The 19,761-nt window shown below is 69.5% G+C and carries 14 protein-coding genes; 10 read left to right on the top strand and 4 right to left on the bottom strand.

Annotated elements, in window-relative coordinates; translation table 11 throughout:
- The first annotated feature begins 134 nt into the window (after positions 1 to 134).
- A complete protein-coding gene (locus LDO13_RS04480; RefSeq protein WP_224048862.1) occupies positions 135 to 1,415 on the top strand; it encodes a serine/threonine-protein kinase in 1,281 nt (426 codons plus the stop codon).
- A 2-nt stretch (positions 1,416 to 1,417) separates the two neighbouring features.
- Entirely contained in the window at positions 1,418 to 1,909 is a 492-nt protein-coding gene (locus LDO13_RS04475) for a mucin-associated surface protein (protein WP_224049660.1), read from the top strand.
- A 116-nt stretch (positions 1,910 to 2,025) separates the two neighbouring features.
- On the opposite strand, the gene LDO13_RS04470 is transcribed toward LDO13_RS04475, so the two are convergent.
- Positions 2,026 to 4,245, bottom strand: coding sequence for an NADP-dependent isocitrate dehydrogenase (locus LDO13_RS04470; protein WP_224048861.1), 2,220 nt, complete (start codon positions 4,243 to 4,245; stop codon positions 2,026 to 2,028).
- Between the two features lie 246 nt (positions 4,246 to 4,491).
- On the opposite strand from LDO13_RS04470, the gene LDO13_RS04465 reads away from it, so the two are divergent.
- Together LDO13_RS04465 and LDO13_RS04460 are read left to right on the top strand one after the other, a co-directional pair.
- Positions 4,492 to 5,490, top strand: coding sequence for a hypothetical protein (locus LDO13_RS04465; protein ID WP_224048860.1), 999 nt, complete (start codon positions 4,492 to 4,494; stop codon positions 5,488 to 5,490).
- Between the two features lie 669 nt (positions 5,491 to 6,159).
- Positions 6,160 to 7,923, top strand: coding sequence for a glycoside hydrolase family 3 N-terminal domain-containing protein (locus LDO13_RS04460; RefSeq protein ID WP_224048859.1), 1,764 nt, complete (start codon positions 6,160 to 6,162; stop codon positions 7,921 to 7,923).
- Positions 7,924 to 8,001: 78 nt separating this feature from the next.
- Here the strand turns inward: LDO13_RS04460 and LDO13_RS04455 are convergent, their stop codons facing one another.
- The 3 genes from LDO13_RS04455 to LDO13_RS04445 all read right to left on the bottom strand — a co-directional run bounded on the left by LDO13_RS04455 (position 8,002) and on the right by LDO13_RS04445 (position 11,916).
- Positions 8,002 to 8,868, bottom strand: a complete 867-nt coding sequence (locus tag LDO13_RS04455) for a MurR/RpiR family transcriptional regulator (RefSeq protein WP_224048858.1) — start codon at positions 8,866 to 8,868, stop codon at positions 8,002 to 8,004.
- Between the two features lie 70 nt (positions 8,869 to 8,938).
- Positions 8,939 to 10,540, bottom strand: coding sequence for a serine hydrolase domain-containing protein (locus tag LDO13_RS04450; RefSeq protein ID WP_224048857.1), 1,602 nt, complete (start codon positions 10,538 to 10,540; stop codon positions 8,939 to 8,941).
- Positions 10,537 to 11,916, bottom strand: coding sequence for a M20/M25/M40 family metallo-hydrolase (locus LDO13_RS04445; RefSeq protein WP_224048856.1), 1,380 nt, complete (start codon positions 11,914 to 11,916; stop codon positions 10,537 to 10,539). The genes LDO13_RS04450 and LDO13_RS04445 overlap by 4 nt, the downstream gene beginning before the upstream one ends.
- Before the next feature lie 230 nt (positions 11,917 to 12,146).
- On the opposite strand from LDO13_RS04445, the gene LDO13_RS04440 reads away from it, so the two are divergent.
- Genes LDO13_RS04440 through LDO13_RS04415 form a run of 6 tightly spaced genes read left to right on the top strand, consistent with a single transcriptional unit; the run spans position 12,147 to position 19,752 of the window.
- Positions 12,147 to 14,024: an ABC transporter substrate-binding protein gene (locus LDO13_RS04440; protein WP_224048855.1), complete on the top strand. Its 1,878-nt coding sequence runs from the start codon at positions 12,147 to 12,149 to the stop codon at positions 14,022 to 14,024.
- 2 nt (positions 14,025 to 14,026) lie between these two features.
- Positions 14,027 to 15,103 (top strand): ABC transporter permease, encoded by a 1,077-nt coding sequence (locus LDO13_RS04435; RefSeq protein ID WP_224048854.1) that lies wholly within the window; start codon positions 14,027 to 14,029, stop codon positions 15,101 to 15,103.
- Positions 15,100 to 16,002: an ABC transporter permease gene (locus LDO13_RS04430; RefSeq protein WP_224048853.1), complete on the top strand. Its 903-nt coding sequence runs from the start codon at positions 15,100 to 15,102 to the stop codon at positions 16,000 to 16,002. The genes LDO13_RS04435 and LDO13_RS04430 overlap by 4 nt, the downstream gene beginning before the upstream one ends.
- Positions 16,002 to 17,705 carry an ABC transporter ATP-binding protein gene (locus LDO13_RS04425; RefSeq protein WP_224048852.1) on the top strand — a complete coding sequence of 568 codons (1,704 nt, stop codon included), beginning with the start codon at positions 16,002 to 16,004 and terminating at the stop codon, positions 17,703 to 17,705. The genes LDO13_RS04430 and LDO13_RS04425 overlap by 1 nt, the downstream gene beginning before the upstream one ends.
- A complete protein-coding gene (locus tag LDO13_RS04420; protein ID WP_224048851.1) occupies positions 17,702 to 18,655 on the top strand; it encodes an LD-carboxypeptidase in 954 nt (317 codons plus the stop codon). Before LDO13_RS04425 ends, LDO13_RS04420 begins: the two co-directional genes overlap by 4 nt.
- Positions 18,655 to 19,752, top strand: coding sequence for a serine hydrolase domain-containing protein (locus LDO13_RS04415; protein ID WP_224048850.1), 1,098 nt, complete (start codon positions 18,655 to 18,657; stop codon positions 19,750 to 19,752). Before LDO13_RS04420 ends, LDO13_RS04415 begins: the two co-directional genes overlap by 1 nt.
- Positions 19,753 to 19,761 lie beyond the last annotated feature (9 nt).

The following is a 19,761-nucleotide window of genomic DNA, read 5'->3' as shown; positions in this document are numbered from 1 at the left end:
GCAACAGGATGCGGAAGCATCTGTCCCGCACGGCGGCCGTCGGTCCGCGGCCGCAGTGCGGGAAGCCGATACCCGTCCCGGTATCATTCTTGAGGGGCGCCGCCGTGGCGCACGGGAAAAGGACGGGGATAAGCGTGGACAGTTCGCCCGAAATCGTCACGGCAGTGCTCCTGGGCGGCCGATACCGGCTGGGGGAAATAATCGGCAGGGGCGGTATGGCCTCCGTCTACACGGCCAAGGACATGAACCTGGGCCGCGAAGTCGCGCTCAAGCTCTTTGCACCGCAGTCCGCCGATCCCGACGAACTCCGGCGTCAGGAAGCAGAGATTGAACTGCTGGCAACTCTGAACCATCCCAGTCTGGTGACCCTCTTCGATGCTGGCACCGACACCCGGATCCCCGAGGAACCCCGGCCCTTCCTGACCATGGAACTGGTGGACGGGCAGGATCTCCGGGCCCGGATCCGGCACAGCCCTCTGCCCTTGGATGAGATCGCGGTCATCGGAGCCGGCGTGTCGGATGCCCTCGCCTACGTACATTCACTCGGCATCATCCACCGGGACATCAAACCGGCCAACATCCTGCTGGTTCTGGTCCGTCCCGGGGAACCGCTCCGGCCAAAGCTCACCGACTTCGGGATCGCCCGCATCATGGATGGAACCCGGCTGACCGCCACGGGCACCATGGTGGGCACCGCCGCGTACTTAAGCCCGGAACAGTCCCGGGGCGCGGACCTGGGCCCGGCAAGCGACATCTATTCGCTGGGACTCGTCCTGCTCGAATGCATCAAGGGCGAGATCGAATACCCCGGCAGCGCTGTGGAATCCGCCGTCGCCAGGCTGCACCGGGCCCCGGGCATCCCCGATTCCGTCCCTGCCGAATGGGCCAAGCTGATCCGCTCCATGACCGCGCTGGATCCGCTGGACCGGCCATCCGCCGCGGACCTCGAAGTTGCGCTCCGGCATGCCCTGGTCTCGCCCGAGTCCCTTCCCGGACCGCTCGCCGAAGAGCGCACGCGGGTGCTGCCTGCCCCGCCGGCCCGGCCCCCGCGGCTCCCCTCTGCCGGACCAGCGTCCAGCCCCGGCACTACTACCGCGCTGATTGCCGCCACCGGCAATAGCGGCGGCGCCGCCGCCACGGTCGCTCAGGCCGTGCACCTGCTGGACCCGGACGCGGCAACCAGTCCGAAGGCAGACCGCGATTCATTGGCGTCCCGGGCCTCCTCCCGCTTCCGGCTGGCCCGCCGCCGCACGCAGATCCTGCTGTCCGTTGCGCTATTGGCGATCGTTTCCGGCGGCGTCGCTGCCGCCTTCGCCCTTGCGGCGCCCGAGCCACCCGCCGTCGTCCCCTATCCGGCTGTCACCGGGGACCTGGGCCAGCACCTGCAGGAACTGCAGAAGAGCGTGGAACCGTGAAAATGAAAATCATGCCTCCCCGGGCCGTCTGGTCCCGCAGCTCCAGTCCGGTCCTGACCGGCTGGCTCCTCGCCGCGGTGCTGTCCACCGGTGCTCTGGCCGGCTGCGCGCCGGCACCCGAGCTGGACCGCGGCGCCGCCCGGGAGCTTCAGTCCAAGGTCCTTGCCGTCACCGAGGCTGCCGCGGCTAATGATCCGGCGGCGTCCCTGAAGCAACTCGACGAACTCGTCCTGAAACTGGACGAGGCGGCCGCCCGCGGCGAAGTTTCCTTCAAACGTCACCAGAGCATCCGGAAATCCGTCGACTCCGTCCGCGGGGACCTCACCGCCCGGCAGGCCGAAGCCGAAGCTGCCCGGGTTGCTGCGGCGGAGGCTGCCCGGGTTGCTGCTGAAAAGGAAGCGGCCGCACAGGCGGCAGCCGCCGCCGCGGCGGCTCCCCCCGCGCCCGTGCCGCCGGCTGAAAGCGGCAAGGGGAAAGGTAAGGGCAAGGGCTAGGGCCGTCCGCCTGTCCTGCCATCCTGTCCCCTGCATCAGCCGGCCCTTGGCCACGACAGCAAAACGCCCCGCTTCCCCTTCGGGAGGCGGGGCGTCTGCGTTGCCGTGGACGGCTGTTAGCCGAGCATCGACAGCACTTCGCTGAACTTGGCCGAGGGCCGCATGGCTGCGGTGACCTTGGCCGCGTCCGGGTGGAAGTAGCCGCCGAGGTCCACCGGGGAACCCTGGACCGCCAGAAGCTCGCCGACGATGGTCTCCTCGCCGGAATCCAGTGCAGCGGAGACGGCGGCGAACGCCGCAGCCAGCTCGGCGTCGTCGGTCTGGCGTGCCAGCTCCTGGGCCCAGAACTTGGCAAGGTAGAAGTGGCTGCCGCGGTTGTCGAGCTCGCCGGCCTTGCGCTTCGGGGACTTGTCCTCCAGCAGGAAGGTGCCGGTGGCCCGGTCCAGCGTGTCGGCCAGGACCTGCGCACGGGCGTTGCCCGTGGACGTGGCGAGGTGCTCGAAGCTGACGGCGAGGGCCAGGAACTCACCCAGGCTGTCCCAGCGCAGGTGGTTTTCCTTCAGCAGCTGCTGGACGTGCTTCGGAGCCGAGCCGCCGGCGCCGGTCTCGAAGAGGCCGCCACCGTTGATCAGCGGCACCACGGAGAGCATCTTGGCGCTGGTGCCCAGTTCCAGGATCGGGAAAAGGTCCGTCAGGTAGTCGCGCAGCACATTGCCGGTCACCGAGATGGTGTCCTCGCCCTTGCGGATCCGCTCCAGCGTGAACGCCGTAGCCTCCACCGGAGACATGATGGCGATCTGCAGGCCCTCAGTGTCGTGCTCCTTGAGGTACTCCTCAACCTTCGCGATCATGCGGGCGTCGTGCGCGCGGCCCTTGTCCAGCCAGAAGATGGCCGGGGTGGCGGAGGCGCGGGCGCGGGTGACGGCCAGCTTGACCCAGTCGCGGATCGGCACGTCCTTCGTCTGGCAGGCACGCCAGATGTCACCCGGGGCGACCTGGTGCTCGATCAGCACGGTGCCGGCGTCGTCGACCAGCTGCACAGTGCCTGCGGACTGGATCTCGAAGGTCTTGTCGTGGCTGCCGTATTCCTCGGCGGCCTGGGCCATGAGGCCGACGTTGGGGACGGTGCCCATGGTGGTCGGGTCGTAGGCGCCGTGGGCGCGGCAGTCGTCGACGACCACCTGGTAGATGCCGGCGTAGCTGCTGTCCGGGAGGACGGCGAGCGTGTCGGCTTCCTGGCCATCGCGGCCCCACATGTGGCCGGAGCTGCGGATCATGGCAGGCATGGAGGCGTCCACGATCACGTCGGAGGGGACGTGGAGGTTGGTGATGCCCTTGTCGGAATCGACCATTGCCAGCTCGGGGCCGTCGTTCAGGCCCTTCTGGATGGCCGCTTCGACGTCGGCGCGGATCTCCTCGGGGAGGTCCTCGAGGCCGTTGAGGATGGAGGCGAGGCCGTTGTTCGGGCTCAGGCCGGCGGCCGCGATCTGCGCGCCGTACGTGTCGAACAGTTCGGCGAAGTACGCCTTGACGACGTGGCCGAAGATGATCGGGTCCGACACCTTCATCATGGTGGCCTTGAGGTGGGCGGAGAACAGCACGCCCTCTTCCTTGGCGCGGGCAACCTGGGCGGCGAGGAACGAGTCCAGCGCCGCGGCGCGCATCACGGTGCCGTCGATGACCTCACCGGCGAGGACGGGGAAGGCACGCTTGAGGACCTTGACCGTGCCGTCTTCCTTGACCAGCTGGATCTTGAGGTTGGTGTCCGCCTCAATGACCACGGACTTCTCGTTGGAGCGGAAGTCATCGGCGTCCATCGTGGCAACGTTGGTCTTGGACTCCGGGGACCACGCGCCCATGCTGTGCGGGTTCTGGCGGGCATAGTTCTTGACGGACAGCGGCGCGCGCCGGTCCGAGTTGCCTTCGCGCAGCACCGGGTTGACGGCGGAACCCTTGATCTTGTCGTAGCGGGAGCGGATATCCGTCTCCTCGTCCGAGGACGGGTTGTCCGGGTAGTCCGGCAGTGCGTAGCCCTGGCCCTGGAGTTCCGCGATGGCTGCCTTCAACTGCGGCACGGAGGCGCTGATGTTGGGCAGCTTGATGATGTTGGCTTCCGGCGTCTTGGCGAGGGCGCCGAGTTCGGCCAGGGAGTCACTGACGCGCTGCTCTTCGGTGAGGTAGTCGCCGAAAGCGGCGATGATGCGGCCGGCCAGCGAAATGTCGCGGGTTTCCACTTCCACACCGGCCGTCGAAGCGAAGGCTTCGACAATCGGCAAGAACGAATAGGTGGCCAACATCGGCGCTTCGTCGGTGTGGGTATAGATAATCTTTGCCATTGCTCGGGCGTCTCCCTGAAGGTCTGGGTATTTCCGGAATCTTGTGTTATCTCAACACCCCTAACTTACCCGAGGGAGCCGGGTTGCCGCCTACCGGCGTCGTGCACCCGGGACTCCGTGACGGCCGCAACACACCTTGACAAGAATTGACAATTCGCTTTACAGGTTGGTCAAAGTGCCGTAGTTTCGTTCCATCACAGCGGCCACCACGGGCGGCCGCCCCGCTTTCCACCGGTTAGGACACCCATGAGAACACCGAAGACTCTGGCCACCAGCCTTCTCAGCCTCTCGGCCGCTGCGCTGCTGGCACTGAGCGCCGCGGGCGCCGCTACCGCGGCCCCGTCACCCGGAAACGCCCCGACAGAAACGTCGGGCGTCAGCAGCCACACCGTCGTCGAGACCGGTGGAGCGGAATACTGGACGAAAGAACGGATGCGCAACGCCATCCCCGGCGACGTGCTGGCCGACAGGGCCATGCAGAAGGGCGCCAATTCCAAGGCCGTGAACCGCCCGGCCGAAGCGGGAGCGCCCAGCACCGTCGAATCCCAGGCTCCGAGCCTGCAGGCCAAGGAAGTGGCGCCCAAGGCGAACGCCAGCGAGACCCCGGTCAAGCACATCGGCAAGGTCTTCTTCACCCTCGGCGGCGCCAACTACGTCTGCTCCGGCAACTCGGTATCCTCGACGAATAAGAGCACCGTCTCCACTGCCGGGCACTGCGTCAACGAGGGCCCCGGCGCCTTCGCCACCAAGTTCACGTTTGTCCCGGCCTACCTCGACGGCGCCGCACCCTACGGCATGTGGACGGCCAAGTCCCTTCACGCCCCGACCCAGTGGAGCTCCGGCGGTGACATGACGTACGACACCGGATTCGCGGTCATGAACACCCTCAACGGCCAGACGCTCTCCGACGTTGTGGGCGCTTCGGGCGTGCAGTTCAACGCCGCCCGCGGCCTCGCCTACAAGGCTTTCGGCTACCCCGCGGCACGGCCCTTTAACGGCGAGTCCCTCAAGAGCTGCACCGGCACCGCCACGAACGATCCTTACAACCCGCAGTTCAATTCCCAGGGCATCCCCTGCAACATGACCGGCGGCTCCTCCGGCGGCCCGTGGTTCATCGGCACCAGCTCCACCGGCTACCAAAACTCGATCAACAGCTACGGCTACGGCAGCAAGTCCACCACGATGTACGGCCCGTACTGGGGCTCCGTCATCCAGCAGGCCTACAGCACTGCGGCAGCTTCCTAACCATCCAACAACCCACATAACACCAGCGCGGGGTCACTCGAGGCCCATCTCCAGCAGCGGGGATGGGCCCAGGTGGCCCCGCGTTGGCGCTTAAGACTTGGCCAGGCCCTGTCCTGCACTGCACCGCGCTGAGCCACGGGACATGCCCTCCGCGCGAACCCGGGGCAGGACATAATCCCATTGTGCCCAGTCCTTGGCGCAAAGAATGAGCATGTCCCCCGTGCGTACTTGCCTCACGCGGCCCACTCAGCGTGGCCGCCCTGGCACCACGGGACATGCCCTCCGCACGAACCCGGGAGTGGACATAATCCCACTGTGCCCAGTCGCTGGCGCGAAGAATGAGCATGTCCCCCGCGCGTGCTTGCCGCACACGGCCCACTCAGCGTGGCCGCCCTTGCACCGCTGGACATGCCCTCCGCACGAACCCGGGAGTGGACATAATCCCACTGTGCCCAGTCGCTGGCGCGAAGAATGAGCATGTCCCCCGCGCGGACCTGGCCCACTCAGCGTGGCCGCCCTTGCACCACCCGGCACCTCTCCCCGCGCCACTGGACATGCGCTCCGGCCAGCCCCAAGGGTGGACATAGTCCCATTGTGCCCAGTCCTTGCCACGAAGAATGGGCATGTCCCGCGGGGTTCCATGGCCGGGGCTCTGGGTAGGGTGGGCGCATGACAATCCGGGACGAGACGAACACCTTCGAAGCCTCGGGCACCCCGGGCATTTCCGCCGGCGCCACGGCGGGCATCAGCCTGGGCGCTACGGCGGGCGTCAGCCACGTCGGAACTGCAGTCCTCAGCTACGCGGAGCTCTGCCGGCTGGTCAACGCCGTAATCTGGCCGGGATTCTCCGGCCGCACCGTGCCGCAGTGGCTCTCCTCCGCCCTGCGCCAGGGCCTTGCGGGCGTCGTCTATTTCAGCCAGAACATCGATCCCGCGGATCCGGCCCAGGTGGCCCGGCTCTCGGTCCTGGTCCGGCAAGCCAACCCGCTCGCGGTTATCGGCTGCGATGAGGAAGGCGGAAACGTCACCCGGCTGGAGTCCGGCCCCGGCTCGTCGATTCCCGGCGCCGGCGTGCTCGGCCGGATCGACGACACCAGTGTCACCGAGGCCGCCGGGCGCGCCATCGGGGAGATGTGCCGGAACGCGGGAATCAACCTGGTCCTGGCACCCGTGGCCGATGTGAACACCAATCCCCTGAACCCCGTGATCGGCGTGCGGTCCTTCGGCGAACGGCCCGGGCTCGCGGGCCGGCACACGGCAGCCATGGTCACCGGGATCCAGTCCGCGGGGGTCGGGGCCTGCGCCAAACACTTCCCCGGCCACGGCGACACCAGCACAGACTCCCACCTGGAACTGCCCGCCCTGCGACAGCCCCTGAACGAAATAATGGCGGAGCACCTGCCGCCGTTCCACGATGCCGTCACCGCCGGCGTCAAGTCCGTCATGACCGCCCACATCGTCATTCCCGAGCTGGGACCGGCCCCGGCAACCCTGAACCCTGCAGCCGGTTCGCTGCTGCGGGGGCTGGGATTCGAAGGCCTGCAGATTACCGACGCGTTGGACATGGCGGCCATCCGCGCCACCACCGGGTCCGGCCGCGGCGCCGTCCTGGCCATGCTGGCGGGCGCGGACCTGCTGTGCCTCGGCAACCCGGCGACGTCCGGGGAGCGCGACAGCAACGCCACCCGCAACGCCACCGACGGCGACGACGGCGACGGCACCGGCACCGCCACCGGGGCCATCCGTCCCGACGAAGCCGCCTACCTTGAAGTGCGGGACGCCCTGCTGGCAGCTGTGGCCGACGGCACCCTGCCCGTGGAACTGCTTCGGGACGCCGGGCGCCGGGTAGCGGAATTTGCCTGCTGGGCAATGGACGCCTCGGCTGCGGCCTCCGCAATTCCCGCACTGCCGGCTCCGGATTGGGTGGCGGCCGCGGCCGGAGCCTGCAGCTTCAGCCATCCCGCCAGAGGGACCGCCGAAACAGCCACCGGACCAGCCGCCGTCGCCGGGACAGACCCAGGGCAGCCCGTGGCACTCCCGCCGGGGACCACCGGAGTGCTGCTGGTCGACGCCAGGCGGGGCCACAATCAGGCCGCCGGACGTACCGCGGACCTCTTTGCAGCAGGCCTGGCGGACTACGTCGCTGTGGAGCGGCTGCCGGCGTCGGACCTCCCCGGTGCCGGACGCCGGCACCCGAACCACGGCACGCCAGCCCCTGGGAAGCCGGTGGTGGTCCTTGTCGGGAGCCTGGCGGCCGGGAGCCCTGGACTCGCCGCCGCGGAGGCTGCCCGGGACATCCCCGGCGCTGTCTGCATCAACACCGGCGTCGCGGTGGTGCCGGATCCGCCCCTCCCCACGCTCAACTGCTTTGGCTCATCCCGGGCAACGGCGCGGGCGGTGGCGCGGATCCTCTGCACGCACCTGCCCGGCTGAATCGCCGGACCGGCGAGACCCCGGCCGCCGGGAACAGCCAAACTCCGCGCGCGCCAAAGAGCCCGCGGAAGGAACCGGCTACTGGCGCGGTCCCGGCCGTCCCAGCACGGCCTCGCGGGTGGTCTCCAGCGCCTCGAGCGTGGCCGCGTAACTCAGCCGGGCCACACTGACAAACAGGCAGTCCACCACGGAAAGCTGGGCGATCCGGGACACCATCGCGCCGGAGCGGAAGGCCGTTTCCCGGACCACGGTGAACAGGCTGAGGTCCGATTCCTGGACGATCGGCGAGGCTGCCGCGTTGCTGACCGCCACCGTCGTGGCACCCGAGGCCTTCGCCCGGCGCAGGAACTCCAGCGTCTCCCGGGTCCGGCCGCTGTGCGAAAAGGCAATCGCCACATCCTCCGGGCCCATGAGGGATGCCCCCATCAGCGCATCGTGCTGGTCGCGGAAGGACGTCGCCTGCCGCCGGATCCGGAAGAGTTTGTAGCGGAGGTCATCCGCGACGATGGCCCCGGCGCCCACCCCGTAAATCAGTGTGTGCGGCGCGGCGTTGATCTTCTCCGCGACGGCGCCGAGGACGTCGAGGTCCAGGCCGTCCAAAGTCTCCTGGATGCCCATGGTCTCGGTGTACCGGACCTTGGCGACGGCGTCAGCGAGGGAGTCCTCCGGCCGGATGTCTTCGCCGAATTTCTTCCCCACCGCCCCCGTGCTGTGCTCCCGGCCGATTTCGGTGGCCAGGGCCAGCCGGAGCTGGACGTAGCCGCTGAACCCGATGGCGCGGCAGAACCGCACCACGGACGGTTCCGAGGTATTGCACATGGTGGCAAGCTCGGAAATGGTCATGCCCAGCACGACGCCCGGGTCGGCGACGATCACCTCGGCAACGCGCCGGGCAGCGGGCGCCAGCGAGGGCATCAGGGAATGAATGGTGGACTGGATACTCACGTACGGCTCCCCTGGACTCGGGCCCTGCCTTGCGGTCCCTGAGGCGCGGGCCGCCCAGGGTTCTCGGATTCTATGTCCTGAGGGGTGCCGCAGCGTCGCCTGGCGTGGACGTGACGGCCGAGAAAGTCAGGGTCTGCACCTTGGGAACCGCTTCGGGGGTCATCGACAACTGGCATTTGAGGCCGCCGCGGGTTCCAGGAATCACCCATTCGAGCCTCGCTGCTGTCTCGCTGAAGCCGGGCTCCGCGGCGTCGTGCCGCAGCGGCCCCACCGCTGCCAGCGCCTGCTGAAGCCCGCGGCGCCGGTCCGCGATCGGTTCATCCAGCTCCACGTTTCCGGCGAAGACAGAGCCTGCCAGGTCCTCATCCCACGCCTCCACCAGGCGTTCGACGACGGCGCGCGCCGCCAGCGTTTCGGGCCACGGAGCCACCGCGGTCCGAGCGGGCTCCACGGCGGCCGGCGTCGCGGGTTCGCCGGCAGCGGGGCCGGCGCCGGCGGGTTCAGGGCCGCCATCCAGCACCCCGGCCAGCACTTCGCGGACCAGTCCGCCGACCTTCGCGTATGTGGCATTCTCGAACCCGACGACGGCGGCCCCGCTCGCCGGGTACCACGTCATGTGCGAGCTGAACCCCGGATAGCCGCCGGAGTGGCCGATGACCAGCCCCCGTTCCGGGTCCGCCAAGACCCGGAGCCCGAAGCCATATCCCCCGACGCCGGCCCCGGCCACCCGGCCAGACCCGCCGGACCCGCCGGACCCGCCGGCGTCGCCGGCCGCACAGGCGACCAGGCTCTCCGGGCCGGCATACCGGTGCAGCTGCTGCATTTCCCGGCGGCTGGCCCGGCTCAGGGGTTCCCCCGCAGGTTCCGGCGCGTCGGTGAAGCCGTCGGCGAGCCAGTCCGCCCAGCGGCCGAGGTCGTGCAGGGTGCTGAACAGCCCGCCGATGGCCGAGAACGCGCCGGGTCCGCTGAACGGCTGCGGCTCCCAGGCCCCGCCGCGCCGGCAATAACCCAGCGCCACTCCCCCGGCCGCGCGGACGCTCGCGTCGAAGCCGGTGCTCACCAGCCCCAGGGGCTCCAGCAGCTCGTCCCGCACAAACTCGGTGTAGCCCTGTCCGGTGACCGCAGCGATGACCGCTCCGAGCATGGCGTAGCCGAGGTTCGAGTATTCGTAGTCCGTGCCCGGCTTCCGGACCAGGCGCACCCCGGCCGCGAGCAGGGCCTCGAAGTCCGCGTCTGGCATGGCTTCCTGCCGGTCGGCCCAGGGGTCGTCGGTGGGCAGGCCGCCGGACATCGTCAGGAGCATCCGCAGGGTCAGCGGACCGGTGGGCATGTCCTCCGCTGGACCGATCAGCCGGAGAAAGGGCAGGTGCGTCGCGACCTCGCTGTCGAGGTCCAGGAGGCCGCGGTCCCGCAGGATCAGGACGGCGGCAGCGGTGAACGACTTGGTGCAGGACGCGATCCGGAAGGCGGTATCGGCCCGCGGCGGACGGCCGGCCGCATCGATGCTGCCGCGCAGGGCCGTGGCCCGCAGCTTCCCTCCGGCGAAGACGCCGACGGCGAGCGCCGGCGCTGTGCCGGCGGCGGCCCGCTCCGCGGCCATGGCTTCGAGCCGCACGTCAAGGGAATCCCCGTTCAACAGCGAGTCCACGCCGGCGGCCAGCCGGGCACTCACACGTTCTCCAGGAAGTCCTGCAGGATGCGCTGACCGCTGCGGACGCTCGCCACCGGGACGCGTTCGTCCACACCGTGCACGCCGTCCACGGTCCGGCCCCCGGGGTCAGCGCCCAGGGGCGCGAAGCCGAAGCAGGAGATCCCCAGCGGCGCGAAGGCTTTGGCGTCCGTGCCGCCGCCCATGCAGTAGGGCACCACGACGGCGGCAGGGTCGTGCCGCAGCAGGGCACTGCGCATCGAGTCGAACCAGTGCGAGCCGGCGTCCGATTGGGTGGGGGGCTGGTTGGAAAGGAATTCGCGCGTGATCCCCGGGCCCAGGAGCGCATCGATCGTCTCCATGGTGGATTCCTGGGTCCCCGGCAGGCAGCGGATGTCAATGTCGGCTTCGGCGACGCCCGGGATGACGTTGACCTTGTACCCGGCGCGCAGCACCGTGGGAGTGGCGGAGCAGCGGATGGTCACCCCCGCCACGGTACCCGCCGTACCCATGGCGTCAATGGCCAGCCCGACGCCGGCCTCGGTCGCCAGATCCGCGTTATGCCCCAGCGCCGCAGAGGTCTGCTCGATGTAGGCGCGCACGGCCGGCGTGAGGGTCAGCGGCCAGCGGTGGCTTCCCACCCGCTCAAGCCCGGAAATCAGGGTCTTGACGGCGTTTGCGGGCACCGGGCGGGAGCCGTGGCCCGAGTTCCCCTCGGCCCGGACCCGGACGTGCAGGGTGCCGCGCTCCGCCACTGCCACCGGGTACAGCCGGACCTCCCGGCCGTCGACGGCGGTCAGGACCGTCGCGTGGCCGCCGGACTCGCCGATGGCGGCCCCGACGCCGTCGAACAGTTCGGGGTGTTCAGCCACGAGCCAGAGGGCGCCGTAGTCGCCTTTGTCCTCCTCGTCCGCCACGAAGGCCACCACCACGTCCCGTTTGGGCCGGGTTCCGGCCGCCGACCACTTGAGCAGGGTCGCGAGGGTCATCGCCACCATGTCCTTCATGTCGGAGGCGCCCCTGCCGTAGATATAGCCGCCGTCGATCTCGCCGGAGAACGGATCGCGGCTCCACTGCTCCGGCTCGGCCGGCACAACGTCGAGGTGGGCGTGGACCAGCAGGCCCGACAGGGACCGGTCCGTGCCCTCGATCCGCACCACCACCGAGGAGCGCTCCGGGGAGGGCCCCAGCAGGACGGGGCTGTAGCCGGCACCGGCCAGGAGCGAGGCTATGAATTCCGCGCACTCCCGCTCCCCGGCGCTCATGCCCTCCCCGTGGTTGGTGGTGTCGAAGCGGATCAGCCGCGCGCACAGCTCGGCCGCGTCGGTGGTCGGAGCAGCTGCTGCCGCTCCTGCTGCCGGACGGGCGGCCCCTGCAGTGCTCGGCGCATTAATGGTCACGGTTGGGTCTCCCTGAATGGTTTTCTGAACACCTCGGCTATAGGGTGAGCGTAAGTGAATTGCATCACGTTATTCAATCCGGTAATTCATTTACATGCTGGTTACATCCGCGACACAACTCCCGGATACCTTGAAGCCGTCCCCCGGCCCTGCCAGGGGATACGGCGCCAGCCGCCACCAGACACACTGATCACAACCCACGCTGATCACTGAACCACTAGGGGAACGCGATGACACCGACACGGACCGCGGCAGCACCAACACCGCCGCCGGGAAACAAGAAACCCCGCAGCAAATCACCAACCGGAGTGCGCCTCCCGGCGGTCCTGGCTGCCGCCGTCGTCGCCCTCGCCCCGGCCGTTATGGCGGTACCGGCCGCAACAGCGTCAAGCGCCCCCGCGGGCAGCACCCTCAAGCTCGCACTGACCGGGGACATTGACTCGCTCAACCCGTTCAAGGCGATCCTCTCCAGCAGCACCGGCATCCTCGCGCTGCAGTACCAGTCCCTCGTGGCGTACGGCCCGAAGAACAACGAGGACATCCCCAGCATGGCGGACAAGTGGGAGACCTCCACCGACGGCAAGGTCTGGACCTTCCACCTGCCCAAGGACCGCAAATGGTCCGACGGCCAGCCGATCACGGCCAAGGACGGCGCCTGGACGTTCAAGGCCATCCAGACGAACGACCAGCTCAAGCAGGCCAACGGCTCACTGCTGTCCTCCGTCGCCGCGGTGGAAGCCAAGGACGACGAAACCCTGGTCATCACACTCAAGGCACCGCAGGCCCCCAACCCGGGCACCCAGCTCCCGATCATGCCCGAACATGTCTGGTCCAAGGTCGAGAACCCGGCCACTTTCACCAACGACAAGGACGCTGTGGGCTCCGGCCCCTTCACTGTCACCAGCTACGACAAGGCAGCCGGCGTCACGATGAAGTCCAACCCCTACTACTGGCAGGGCAAGGCCAAGATCGACGGCATCACGTACGCGCCCTACAAGAACAGCGACGCCGCCGTGCAGGCCCTCAAAACCGGCGAAGTGGACCTGATCAGCGGCCTGACCCCGGCCCAGTACAAGGCCCTGCAGAACCAGCCCGGCATCACCACCAACGCCGGCACCGGCCGCCGCTACCAGGCGATCGGCATCAACCCCGGCACGCAGACCCCCGACAACACCCCCATCGGCGACGGCAGCCCCGCCCTGCACGACGTCGAACTGCGCCGCGCGATCGTGATGGCAGTCGACAACAAGACCCTCCTCGACAAAGTCCTCCAGGGCCTCGGCCAGGAGGCCACCGGCGAGGTTCCGCTCGCCTACCCCCAGTACAACTGGGACACCAAGGACCTGCCGCTGAAGTACAATCCGCAGGCCGCCAACGAGCTGCTGGACAAGGCCGGCTACACCAAGGGCGCCGACGGGATCCGCCTGGACAAGTCCGGCAACCCGCTCAAGCTGCGCCTGATGGGCCGCAACACCGATCCCACGCACCAGCAGATGGCCGACTACGTCAAGCCGTGGCTGAAGGAGATCGGCATCGACGTCACCACCGTGATGAAGTCCTCTGCCCAGGTGAACGACGACTCCACGGTGGGCAACTACGACCTCTACTTCACCGGCTGGGGCATGGGACCGGACCCGGACTTCCAGCTCTCCATCAACACCTGCGCCTCCCGCCCGAACGCTGACGGCACCGGCGCCACCTCGGAGAACAACTACTGCTCCCCCGAGTTCGACGCCCTCTTCAAGCGCCAGCACGAGGAACTGGACCAGGCCAAGCGCAGCGCCCTCGTCAAGCAGGGCCAGGAAATGATCTACAACGCCGCCGTCAACAACGTCATGTACTACGCCAACACGCTCGAGGCCTACCGGTCGGACAAGTTCCAGCCGTTCGTCACGCAGCCGGAAAAGGGCGGCGTCATCACCGGCCAGAACGGTCCGTGGGGCTACTACAGCGCCACCCCCGTGGGCATGAACACCGGCACCGACGAGGCCTCCGCCGGGTTCAACCCGGCCGCGGTGGTTGTGCCCGCCGTCGTGCTCCTGGCCCTGGCGGCCGGCGGATTTGTGCTCTACCGCCGCCGCAGCGCGACTGCAGGAGACCGCGAGTAGCAATGGAATCAACGCTCAGTGACCCCGTCCTCGGAGGGGCAGTGCCCGCATTGGCGGCCCCTCCCGGCGGGACCCCGGACAAGGATACCGACGAACCCCGGCGCGGCGGATCCTGGCTGCGCTACATCGGCGCCAAGGCCGGCGGCGCAGCGGTGTCCCTGGTCATGGTGGTCCTCCTTGGTTTCTTCGCCTTCCGCATCCTGCCGGGCGACCCCGTCCGGTCGCTGGCGGACGGCCGGCAGGTCACGCCGGAACAGATGGATATCCTGCGCCGGCAGTACGGCCTGGACCAGCCGCTCCCGGCGCAGTTCTGGCGCTACCTGACGGACCTGTTCCAGGGCAAACTGGGCGATTCCTACACCTACAACCGGCCGGTGATGGAGCTGATCCTGGACCGGATCGGCCCCACCCTGCTGCTCACCGGCACCGCCGCCGCGCTGTCCGTCGTCCTGGGCCTCTGGCTCGGGCAGCGGGCCGCGTGGCGGCGCGGCAGCCGCTTCGACAAGACCCAGACCGGCCTGGCCCTGGTCTTCTGGTCCGTCCCGACGTTCTGGCTGGGCCTGCTGATGCTGCTGGTCTTCGCCGGCGGCCTGCACTGGTTCCCGACCGGCGGCATGGTCACCGCGGGCGTCCAGGCCACCGGCCTCGAGTACGCCTGGGACGTGGCCCGGCACATGGTCCTGCCGGTCCTGACCATGGTCGCCGTCGTTTATGCCCAGTACCTCATGGTGATGCGGGCGTCCCTGCTGGAGGAAATGAGCGCCGACTACCTCGTCACCGCGCGGGCGAAGGGCCTGCGTGAGGACGAGGTGCGCCGCAAGCACGCCGTCCCCAACGCCCTGCTGCCTACCGTGACGCTGATCTTCCTGACCCTCGGCGGGCTGGTCGGCGGTGCGGTGACGGTGGAGACGGTGTTCTCCTGGCCGGGGCTGGGCTACCTGACGTTCCAGGCCCTGTCCGCCCCGGACTTCCCGCTGCTGCAGGGAACCTTCGTTGTCTTCTCCTCGATTGTGATCATCATGAATTTCTTCGCCGACATCGTCTACCGCCTCCTCGACCCCCGGCTGCGTGCCTCATGAGTACCCTCACGAGCAGCCGGCGCAGCGTGGCCACCGCCCGCCGGGTCCAGCGCCTCCGCGAGGTGTGGGCGGAGTTCGCCGCCAACCGCGCCGGGCTGATCGGGCTGGTCCTGCTCGGCGTCGTGATCCTGCTGGCGTTCCTGGCCCCGGTGCTGGCGCCCGAGGAAACACTCAACGTCACCCGGATCACCTCGGCCCAGAACGAGCCGCCCACCTGGGCGAACCCGCTGGGCACCGACCCCGCCGGCCGGTCCATCCTGGCGATGCTCGTCTGGGGCGCCCGGATCTCGCTGCTGGTCGGCTTCGCCGCCACCGCCGTGTCCATGCTGATCGGCACCGTGGTGGGCATGGCCGCCGGGCACTTCACTGGCGCCACCCAGGGCGTGCTGATGCGCGTCATCGACTTCTTCCTGGTGGTCCCCAGCCTGGTCCTGGCGATTGTGCTGTCCTCGGTGATCGGTCCCGGCGTCGCCACCATCGTGATCGCCATCGGCATCACCTCCTGGGCCGGCACGGCCCGCCTGGTGCGCTCCCAGACGCTCAGCGTGGAGTCCCGCGCCTACATCGAACGCAGCTGGGCTCTCGGCGCCTCGGACGCGCACATCATCGGCAAGCACGTGCTGCCCGCCGTGATGCCGCTGGTTCTGGCCAACACCACCCTCACTGTCGGTTCGGCCATCATCGCCGAATCCACGCTGTCCTTCCTCGGCATGGGCGACCCGGGGCAGATCTCCTGGGGCTCCATGCTGAAGGCCGCCCTGGACACCGGCGCCGCGACCGGCGGCTACTGGTGGTTCGTGCTGACCCCGGGCATCGCCATCGTCCTCGTGGTGCTGTGCTTCACGCTGGTGGGCCGCGCCTTCGAGTCAGTCATCAATCCGACCCTGAGAGGCCGCTAATGCCGCGTCTTGAATTCAAGGACCTCCGCGTCACGTACGCCACGCAGGGCGAGGACGGCCCCCGCACTCTGACAGCCGTCGACGGCGTCAACCTCGTCGTCGAGCCCGGCTCAACGCTGGGCCTGGCCGGCGAATCCGGCTGCGGCAAGTCCACCCTGGCCATGTCCGTGCTCCGGCTGCTGCCCGCCAACGCGAAGGTCGATGGCAGCATCCTGCTCGGCGAGGAGAACGTCCCGGACCTCAGCTGGGGCAGGCTGCGTGCGGTCCGCTGGACCGAGGCCTCCATCGTGTTCCAGGGTGCCATGCACTCACTGAATCCGGTCCGGAAGGTCCGGGAGCAGATCGCGGAAGCACTCCGCATCCACGCCAGGGCGCTTCCCTACAAGGACGACGCCGCACGGGACCTCCGGGTTGCCGAGCTGCTGGAACTCGTGGACCTGTCCCCGGCCAAGGGCGCCTCCTACCCGCATGAACTCTCGGGCGGGCAGAAACAGCGCGTCATGATCGCGATGGCCCTGGCCTGCGACCCCGAGCTGATCATCGCCGACGAGCCCACCACCGCCCTGGACGTCATTGTGCAGGCCCAGGTCCTGAACGTCCTCACCGCCTTGGTGGCCTCCCGCGGGCTGTCCCTCATCATGATCAGCCATGACCTCTCTGTCCTCGCCGCCACGTGCGAGCGGATCGTCGTGATGCAGCAGGGCCGGATCGTGGAGGACGGGCCCTCCGCAGACGTCATGCGCACCCCGCAGCACCCGCACACCCAGGCCCTCGCAGCCGCGTTCCCGCTGATCGGCGACCCCGCGTCCCGGCTCCGGCTGCCCGGCTACACGGCACCGGACGCTCCCGCCGCCACGCCGCTGGAACGGGCCGGGACGTTCACGGCACCGGATCCGGCGGACGTGGTGCTCGAGGCCCGGAACCTGTCGGTGACGTTCGCCGGCCGGGGCGGCAACGTCAAGGCCGTGGACTCGGTCAACCTCACATGCGGCCGCGGCGAAATCGTGGCGCTCGTGGGGCAGTCCGGCTCCGGCAAGACCACCCTGGCCCGCACCCTGCTGGCCCTGCAGCGGCCGAGTGCGGGCGAGGTGCTCTTCGAGGGCAAGGTCCTCTCCCACGACCGGAAGGCCCTCAAGGACTACCGGCGGAGCGTCCAGTTCGTGCTCCAGGACCCGTCCGCGGCGCTGAACCCCAAACACTCGGTCTATGAGGCCGTCGCCGAGGGCCCCCGGCTGCACAAGCTGCCCGGCAACGAACGGGACATCGTCGCAGCGGCACTGCGGAAAGCGGAGCTGAATCCGCCGGAGCGCTACCTCACCGCCATCCCGCAGGAGCTCTCCGGCGGGCAACGGCAGCGCGTCGTCATTGCCGGCGCCCTGGCCCTGGACCCGGAATTCCTCGTGGCGGACGAGCCCGTGGCCAGCCTGGACGCCTCCGTGCGCGCCGAAATCCTGGCCCTGCTCCTGCGGCTGCGCTGCGAGCTGGGCCTCGGCGCCCTGGTCATCACGCACGACCTCGGCCTGGCCTGGAACATCGCCGACCGGGTGGTGGTGATGTTCGAGGGCCGGATCGTCGAGGAGGGCCGGGTCGAAGACGTGCTGCTGAACCCGCAGCACGAGTACACCCGGAAGCTGCTCAGCGTGGTGCCCACCAACAACGTCGTGGAGGACGACGCCAGCGTCGCGATCGGCGCCGGATCATGACGGCACCGCTGGGCATGTCCCCCGCGCCGGCCGCCGGACCGGCCCTGGCACCGCTCAGGCCCGGCGACCGGGTCGGGCTCGTGGCGAGCTCGGGGCCGCCGCTGCCGGCCATGCTGGAACGGTCCATCGCCTTGCTCGAATCGTGGGGCCTCGTGCCGGTGCCCGGGGAGAACCTCCGGGCCACGCACCCCCGCGCGGCGTACCTCGCCGGCGCGGATGCCCAGCGCGCCGCCGACCTGCAGGACGCGTGGTGTGATCCGACGTTGTCCGCCGTTTTCGTGATCCGCGGCGGTTACGGCGCAGTGCGCCTCCTGGACCTGCTCGACGTCGACAAGCTCCGCGCCGCCGCCCCGAAACCGCTGTTCGGGTCCTCCGACGTCACCGGGATCCACGAATTCTGGGCCGAACGGCTGGACATGCCCTCCTGGTTCACGCCCATGCTCGCCACCGGCGCGCTGCTCGATGACCCCGCCGCGACCGCCAGCCTGAAGCAGTCCGTGTTCGAACCCCATGCCGGCCGCCGCTACACAGCGGAGGCCGCCGAGACCCTCGTCCCGGGCACCGCCCACGGAACCCTGACCGGCGGGAACCTGAGCCTGCTCGGGATGACCCTCGGCGCCCGGGGCAGGCCGCCCCTGGACAACGCGGGCCGGATCGGCCTGCTGGAGGATGTCACGGAAGCGCCCTACAAGATTGACGGGATGCTCCACTCGCTGCTGCGGGCCGGCTGGTTCGACGGGCTTGCCGGACTCGCCCTGGGCTCCTGGCAGGACTGCGGCGACCTGACCGAGGTCAAAGACCTCTGCCTCGAGCTGCTCGCCCCGCTGGGCATCCCGCTGGTCTGGGAACTCGGTTTTGGCCACGGCCCGGCGGCCCACAGCATCCCGCTCGGCGTTGCCGCCACCCTGCACGCACCCGCCGCCGGCAGTCCCAGCCTGGTGCTCGGCTGATGGCGGCCCTTCCCGAACTGCACGCCGGGCTCCAGCGCCTCCTCGACTCCGCCGTGGCGGACGGCATCACACCGTCGGCGGTCTGCGCCGTCGCGGTCGACGGCGAACGGCTGCCGGTCATCACCGCCGGTGACGGGGTGCGCTTCGGCCCTGACGGCGTCGAACTCCCGGAGGGACAGCGCACCGCGGCCGACGCCGGGACGTACTACGACCTCGCCTCCGTCACCAAGGTGTTCACCGCGGTCACGGCCCTGGCCCTGGTGGACGGCGGTGTGCTGGCGCTCGACTCACCGGTGCCGGTCCCGGTGGGCCGATCCGGCGTGACGCTCCGCCATCTCCTCACCCACACCTCGGGGCTGCCCGGGATCTGGGAAGGCTGGCGCGCTCCGCTGGCCGCCGGGGCGGGTTTTGACCGGGGGGCGCTGCTGGCGGACCTGCTCGCCCTGGAGCCCGTGCACCCACTGGGGACACGCTTCGAGTACTCCTGCGCCGGGTTCAACACCATCATGGTCCTGGCCGAACAGGCCACTGGACGGCCGTGGCCGGAGCTGGTCGCTGAGCATGTCCTCTCCAGGCTGGCCCCGGATGCCGCGCTGACCTTCGTCCCGGACCCCGGGCGCAGCGCCGCGACCGAATACCAGCCCGGACACGGCCGGGGCATGGTCCGCGGCACCGTGCACGACGAGGCGGCCTGGTCCCTCGGCGGGGCCAGCGGCAACGCCGGCCTGTTCGGCACCGCCCCGGCGCTGCTGGACTTCGGCGAGGCGCTGCGGTCGGGCCTGCCGGGCATGCTCTCCCCCACGACGGCGGATGCCATGTGGACGGACCAGCTCCCGGCGGTGCTGGGCGCGTCCCTGCCGACCTCCGGCGCCGAATACGGCCACGGCCTTGGGCTGCGGATTGGGCAGGCCGCGTGGATGGGCTCCCCCACCGCCCGCGGCCACAACGGTTTCACCGGGACCTCGCTGCTGGTTGACCGCGACGCCGGAATCAGCATCGCCCTGCTGAGCAACCGGGTCCACCCGCGCCGCGAGCTCTCCGACGTCCAGCCCGTCCGCCTGGCCGTGTCCCGCGCGGTCTACTCCGCCCTCAGCTAGGAGCACCCC

The sequence above is a fragment of the Arthrobacter sp. NicSoilB4 genome (assembly GCF_019977335.1).
Classification (GTDB): domain Bacteria; phylum Actinomycetota; class Actinomycetes; order Actinomycetales; family Micrococcaceae; genus Arthrobacter.
Note: the sequence above shows the minus strand (reverse complement) of the source record. Positions and strands in the feature narration are given on the sequence as shown.

Bases quoted from the DNA above. Each gene is read 5' to 3' on its own strand.
- LDO13_RS04475 (WP_224049660.1), top strand. From the start codon at position 1,418: ATGAAAATCATGCCTCCCCGGGCCGTCTGGTCCCGCAGCTCCAGTCCG.
- LDO13_RS04470 (WP_224048861.1), bottom strand. From the start codon at position 4,245: ATGGCAAAGATTATCTATACCCACACCGACGAAGCGCCGATGTTGGCC.
- LDO13_RS04430 (WP_224048853.1), top strand. From the start codon at position 15,100: ATGAGTACCCTCACGAGCAGCCGGCGCAGCGTGGCCACCGCCCGCCGG.
- LDO13_RS04420 (WP_224048851.1), top strand. From the start codon at position 17,702: ATGACGGCACCGCTGGGCATGTCCCCCGCGCCGGCCGCCGGACCGGCC.
- LDO13_RS04465 (WP_224048860.1), top strand. From the start codon at position 4,492: ATGAGAACACCGAAGACTCTGGCCACCAGCCTTCTCAGCCTCTCGGCC.
- LDO13_RS04415 (WP_224048850.1), top strand. From the start codon at position 18,655: ATGGCGGCCCTTCCCGAACTGCACGCCGGGCTCCAGCGCCTCCTCGAC.
- LDO13_RS04440 (WP_224048855.1), top strand. From the start codon at position 12,147: ATGACACCGACACGGACCGCGGCAGCACCAACACCGCCGCCGGGAAAC.
- LDO13_RS04460 (WP_224048859.1), top strand. From the start codon at position 6,160: ATGACAATCCGGGACGAGACGAACACCTTCGAAGCCTCGGGCACCCCG.
- LDO13_RS04435 (WP_224048854.1), top strand. From the start codon at position 14,027: ATGGAATCAACGCTCAGTGACCCCGTCCTCGGAGGGGCAGTGCCCGCA.
- LDO13_RS04425 (WP_224048852.1), top strand. From the start codon at position 16,002: ATGCCGCGTCTTGAATTCAAGGACCTCCGCGTCACGTACGCCACGCAG.